The 4,165-nt window shown below is 43.2% G+C and carries 4 protein-coding genes and 1 pseudogene; 3 read left to right on the forward strand and 2 right to left on the reverse strand.

What is annotated here, in order from left to right; all coding sequences use genetic code 11:
* Positions 1 to 304: pseudogene (locus tag IM319_RS18600) on the forward strand (hypothetical protein); the annotation flags it as partial.
* Positions 305 to 807: 503 nt separating this feature from the next.
* On the opposite strand, the gene IM319_RS18605 reads toward IM319_RS18600, so the two are convergent.
* A complete protein-coding gene (locus IM319_RS18605; protein ID WP_287736539.1) occupies positions 808 to 2,370 on the reverse strand; it encodes an iron uptake porin in 1,563 nt (520 codons plus the stop codon).
* Positions 2,371 to 2,641: 271 nt separating this feature from the next.
* Positions 2,642 to 3,205 carry a thylakoid membrane photosystem I accumulation factor gene (locus IM319_RS18610; RefSeq protein WP_287076000.1) on the reverse strand — a complete coding sequence of 188 codons (564 nt, stop codon included), beginning with the start codon at positions 3,203 to 3,205 and terminating at the stop codon, positions 2,642 to 2,644.
* Positions 3,206 to 3,253: 48 nt separating this feature from the next.
* Here IM319_RS18610 and IM319_RS18615 point away from each other — a divergent pair, with 48 nt between their 5' ends.
* Together IM319_RS18615 and IM319_RS18620 are read left to right on the forward strand one after the other, a co-directional pair.
* A complete protein-coding gene (locus IM319_RS18615; RefSeq protein ID WP_002763788.1) occupies positions 3,254 to 3,748 on the forward strand; it encodes a J domain-containing protein in 495 nt (164 codons plus the stop codon).
* A 5-nt stretch (positions 3,749 to 3,753) separates the two neighbouring features.
* Complete coding sequence (locus tag IM319_RS18620) at positions 3,754 to 4,026, forward strand: DUF3143 domain-containing protein (RefSeq protein ID WP_004163459.1); 273 nt, start codon at positions 3,754 to 3,756, stop codon at positions 4,024 to 4,026.
* The last annotated feature ends 139 nt before the right edge of the window (positions 4,027 to 4,165 follow it).

The following is a 4,165-nucleotide window of genomic DNA, read 5'->3' on the forward strand; positions in this document are numbered from 1 at the left end:
CCCACACCCCAACCCCCAACCCCCAACCCCCAACCCCCAACCCCCAACCCCCACCGAAAAACTTTTTCAGCAGACCCTAATTAATGTTAGACTGGGGAGTCATCCACGGCTCATCACCAAAGTACAAACCATGACTACTACTACTGATATAGGCACAATTGAGCAGGGCTTATCTCATAGGGGAATTATTTTAGCTCCACAACAACGATATGAAATCGGTGACTTGATGCGCGGAGTATTAAAGTTGATTAACACCAAGTCACCAGAAGAAATGCAGGGGCAACTGGAATTTCTGAGCAACTAGATTTCTTAAGGTAGTGAGCGGTCTATTCTTAATTCTCCTGACTCATGACTACTGGCTACTGACTCCTAACCCTAACAACAATTTTTGATTTTTACCAGAGGTCTATTTATTCAGCCAGCCCTACATAAATTTTTATACTAAATCCGGTTATTAAAGACTGATTATCTATTGCCCCTTTTGCCTATTGCCTTTTGCCTGTCCCCATAAGTAGCCTATACTCAACGGATTTAGTATTACTTTCTCTCAGATTAACTCCTCTTAGTTCAACCTGCTAAAAATAATAGTCAGGTATTTTTGTTTGTTATAATTTATACAAAATAACCTGCAATTACCCTGCTTATTCTCATCGGCGAATGGTAAATTGACTGACTGTTATACTGATACTAAATCCTATTTAAAAGCGATAGGAGACTGGGGAACGACGGAACAGCAGCCGGTCGTCGAGAGATGATGTCAAATCCCGTCATACTTTATCTTTATTGCTGACCGGCTGCCTAGACAAATCAGAAAGTAAAAGTCGTGCGGATAGTACCGATAACTAAGGTAGAATTGTTGTTATTCGAGTTAGGAGAAGTAATCACGATTACCCCTGGAGTAAGGGCAATATTATCGGTGAGTTTCCACTCATAAAATCCTTCGATATGAAAGGAAGTATCCGGATCATTAGTGGCACTACCATCATTTAATCTAATGCTAGAATTAGATACCCAAGGCTGCATACCAACAATAATACCCGCCGTATTTCCTTCTTTAAATAAATCAGGAAAAGCCAAAGTTACCGCCCAATTCCAGATATCTAAATCCCCGCGTTCTATTTGTCCATTTAAAGTGCTAAGGGTGATAGCTTTTGTGTAACCCCCCCAACCACCGAGAACAAAACCATCGACAATTCGCCAACTAAATTGTAAACCCAAACTATTATTAATGGTCGGGACAGCCTCCCCGAATAGTTCTTCGGTGAAAAATCGGAAATTCGAGCGCTGACTTCCCGTCCCCGTGTCTAATTGGTTATAACCATGAAAGTAGGATAAAGCAATGCCAAAATTCTCGTTTGGAACATAACCCAGCTGCGCTAGGGCAGTATAGGAACCGTTAAATAAACCCGCTCCCGGGTTAGGATCGTTAGCATCCCCGGCAAGATAACCGGCGCTGAACTGGAAAGCCCCATAATTACCCTGTAAACCGAGTCCAGTTTGTCCGGGGGCAAAATAAAGGGGATTGCGGGTGCCAAAATCGGAAAGCGCCCCACTAGCACCATCTCCATCCAAAAAGTTGAGGGTATTGGTAAAGTCATCTTTAGCACCTCCCGTCGCTTCTAACCAGAGGTAGATATTTTCCGTTACGGGGAAACTGTAGTTTAAAACTTCTATCAGTAAATCGTTGCCGTCGGGTTGGGTAAAGGCTAAGGTACTTTCAAAAGTTCCCGTAGTATCGGCTAAATCGGCAATATTTCCCGTTGCTAGACGGGTATAGAGTAAATCTTTGCCTGTGAAGCTAGTATTTAATTCTAAACGGGCCCGATAACCAAAAGCTGGTACTTGGGGAATCGCTTCACCACCGTTTTTTTCTCCTGTGGCTACCCCATATAATGCCATTACCACTTCCCCGGTTAATTTAGTGGTGGTGGAAAATTGATTATTTTCCAGAAAAGCGACTCGATTTTCTAAGTTATCAACTCTTGCCCCTAAAGCCGCTAATTCTGTCTCGAATTCCCTGACTAATCGCTTGATTCTGTCTAGATCTTCTTTTAATACCGCTACTCCTTCTTGAATCAATCTTTCTAGGGTATTTAAGCAGGAATTCAACCCGGCGGCAAATTCCCAACGAGTTAAAGCGCGTTCACCGCGAAAAGTACGGTCAGGATAACCTACTATACAACCATACCTCTCCACGAGACTTCTTAATGCCTCAAAAGCCCAGGCGGTGGGAGAAACATCCCGCAATTGATTCACCGTCGTCACCTGTGCCATGGGGTTACTAGAGAGGTTTTCGAGACTATTAGCCAGTACTGGACCAGAAAAACCCAGTAATATCGCTGCTGTTAGGAAATTTTGCTTGATTTTCATTGCTGTCTCTCACACCTATAAGAATGATTATTGTTCTCAATATAATCAGGTTAGCAAACTTTTTTCAGTCTGGCACTGTTGCAAATTTTTGTCAAATGTTACTTCAGATAAAATCTGAATTGCCTAGTTTTTATTGGTTTAAATAGATATTAAATAATAATAAAAGCAATAAGTAAATAATTTTATTGTTCCTAAAAACAAGATAGAGACGCTGCTGACAGCATCTCTAAATGATTATTTTTGGTTCAATTGAGGATAAAAAACGAGGTGACTAGCGCAATTCAGCGTTAAACTCGTTAAAAGAGCGTCTTTTTAACTCTAGCGATTGCGATCGAGGCAAAAGCTCAAAAACCTTTCTTAAGACATCATCCACATCTTCATATTTAACATTGCCCAAACCATCATAAACCACTTTACCTTGTTGGTCTAAAACCACCGTTTGGGGAACCCCACCGCGATAATAGTAACCCGGCTCATCGGGACGATAGGAAGACTTTAAGGGGATAGAATCGACAGTAACGGGGATAATACTGGCGGCGCGACCGTAAAACTCTTGAAAACGGGAGACAATCGCCGCAAATTGCTTACAATCACTACTATCATCCAGATAATAGACAATAATAGCCGGAATTTTCCGTTGAAAAGTTTCCGCTAAATTTAAACGCGGCGGTACGAGGGAACCATTACCCGCATAGACCACAAAAATATTACCATCGAGGCGATCATCATCGATCCCCGCATAGGCGCTAGGGGTTAGCCAAGGAGACAAACTCGTCAGAGCAACAATAAGAAAGACAAGACAGATCTGAAGACGCGGCCGATAACGAGATTTCATGATCAACAGGGTTAAAATATTAAGACAATTTTTAGTTTAAAAAATCTTGTGACCTTCGAGCGCGATAATTCCCAAACCACCTCGCGAGTCATTGCCGCTAACTCGCGCTTTGCCAATACTTATTATGCCATTCTAGGACTACATCCGAGCGCCTCGGTGATCGAAGTGCGACGCGCCTATCGGGAACTAAGCAAAAGATACCATCCCGATACTACCGAACTCAGCCCCGAAGTGGCAACGGTTAAATTCCAGCGTCTTAACGAAGCTTATGCCACCCTGAGTAATCCCGATCGCCGTTCCCTGTATGATTTACAGATAGGTTACTCGCGCTGGAATGTCATCCAAACTATCCCCGATAGCGATGAACCCATAGCTAATCGTAGCGCCTATCTCGATCCTACCGATCGCCCCCTATCTTCAGGAGAAATTTTTGCTTTGTTTATCTTGGCACTCACCCTGCTGGGCTGCTTGTTACTAGCGGTGATTATTGCTATGCTTCGAGGAGAGAATGCCGTCACTGTAGCCCAATTATTTTTGATTTAGATGCGATGAAGATTCCCACTGCCGATACTCCCCTCTATAATCATCCCTTACCGGCGATCGAAGCATGGCTAGTTAAGTTAGGTTGTCGGAAAAATACCGAGAATATCCACTGTTGGATCGTCGAAAAACCAACATGGAAAGCGGAAATCTGCCTCGATATCGAAGAAATAACCGTTCGTTACTTTCGGGCAGCAAATGACGGCAGTGACATCAATCGCGCTTTTAAATACTCCCTTAGTCGCCAAGATATCGAATCGGCGGTTTTTTCCGGTCCCTAATCATCGAAAATTTTGGGTGGGAAACCCCGCCGTTCTAGGTTGGCTTTACGTTAGAATTAAAAAGACCGTCTCGAAAACCAAGTGGGCGGACAGCACCTTGAAAACTCGGCTTAGGGGGTTCCGTTCAGAAAAGCTTGTC

The sequence above is a fragment of the Microcystis sp. M113S1 genome (genome assembly GCF_020246945.1).
Taxonomy (GTDB): Bacteria; Cyanobacteriota; Cyanobacteriia; order Cyanobacteriales; family Microcystaceae; genus Microcystis.

What these genes read in the sequence shown, in the direction of transcription:
- IM319_RS18610 (WP_287076000.1), bottom strand. Translation starts at nt 3,205, where the DNA reads ATGAAATCTCGTTATCGGCCGCGTCTTCAGATCTGTCTTGTCTTTCTT.
- IM319_RS18605 (WP_287736539.1), bottom strand. Translation starts at nt 2,370, where the DNA reads ATGAAAATCAAGCAAAATTTCCTAACAGCAGCGATATTACTGGGTTTT.
- IM319_RS18620 (WP_004163459.1), top strand. Translation starts at nt 3,754, where the DNA reads ATGAAGATTCCCACTGCCGATACTCCCCTCTATAATCATCCCTTACCG.